Raw genomic sequence first — 929 nt, 5'->3', positions numbered from 1 at the left:
CGCTGCACCGCAACCATCAGCGCCGTGCTCAGCGGGCGCAGCTGCACCCGGACCCCGGGCATCAGGTCAAGCCAGGAGGGCGTCTGCGTCAGATCGAGTCTCAACATGATCAATACCCCGCCACATCATTGACCAGCACCGCCGTGCACATCCGCGCGGGGCTGATCCCCTTTGCCGCCTGCCAGTCGAAACTCGCCTGGATGCCCTGCGGCCCGGCAATCTCGATCCGGGGCTTGGGCAGATGCACCGCATGCGCGGTCAGCGTGAAGCTTTCCCCCGTCGCCAGCGAATAGGCGAATTCCAGCTCGCACTCGGTGCCGTTCACCGCCTGCGTGAGCAGCACCGTGTCGGCAAAGCGCACCTCGAGACTGCCGGTGAGCGCCGCCATCCCCGGATCGGCCCCGTCGATCTTGCCGTCCGCCCGGATCGTCTCGATCCGGTCGAGCCCGTTGGCATAGGTGATCTGCGTCGAGATCACATTGCCAAGTGCCACGCCATTGCGCCGGATCGATCCGTTGAAATGGCCAAACCGCAGGAGGTCGATCTCGGTGAGCGTGCCGGCCGTGCTGGTCGTTCCCGTCGTCTCGCCCTGCGCCACAAGGTTTACCGTCGCCGTCAGCAGGCCGGCCCGGTTCATCTCCCAGGAGATCTGATCGAGCACGCAGCCCGAATAGATCGCGTAGCGCGGGACCTCGGGCATGGCCGTCTCGATCGAGAGGCTCGGCAGGGTCCAACCGCCCGAGGTAAATTCATGCGTATAGGGATCGGTGCCGGTGGTCGTGGGCGTCCCGAAGGCCGCCTTCAGCCAGAAGCCGAAAGCCCGCGCATCGATCGGCACCACGATTGCGCCATCGGCCGTCACCGCATCGCGTATCGGCGCCAGCGGATCGCGGCCATAGCCCAGCAGCTCCGAGCTCACCAGCGGCTGT

The 929-nt window shown here is 66.2% G+C and carries 1 protein-coding gene; it reads right to left on the bottom strand.

Annotated elements, in window-relative coordinates; all coding sequences use genetic code 11:
• Window positions 1–109 precede the first annotated feature (109 nt).
• Window positions 110–929: phage tail tube protein (locus ACK8OU_RS20315; protein ID WP_410305140.1), on the bottom strand; the 820-nt coding region annotated here is incomplete at its 5' end.

The sequence above is a fragment of the Pontitalea aquivivens genome (assembly GCF_046507575.1).
GTDB lineage: Bacteria > Pseudomonadota > Alphaproteobacteria > Rhodobacterales > Rhodobacteraceae > Pontitalea > Pontitalea aquivivens.
The sequence above is the reverse complement of the archived record's forward strand: the minus strand, read 5'-3'. Positions and strand labels throughout refer to the sequence as shown.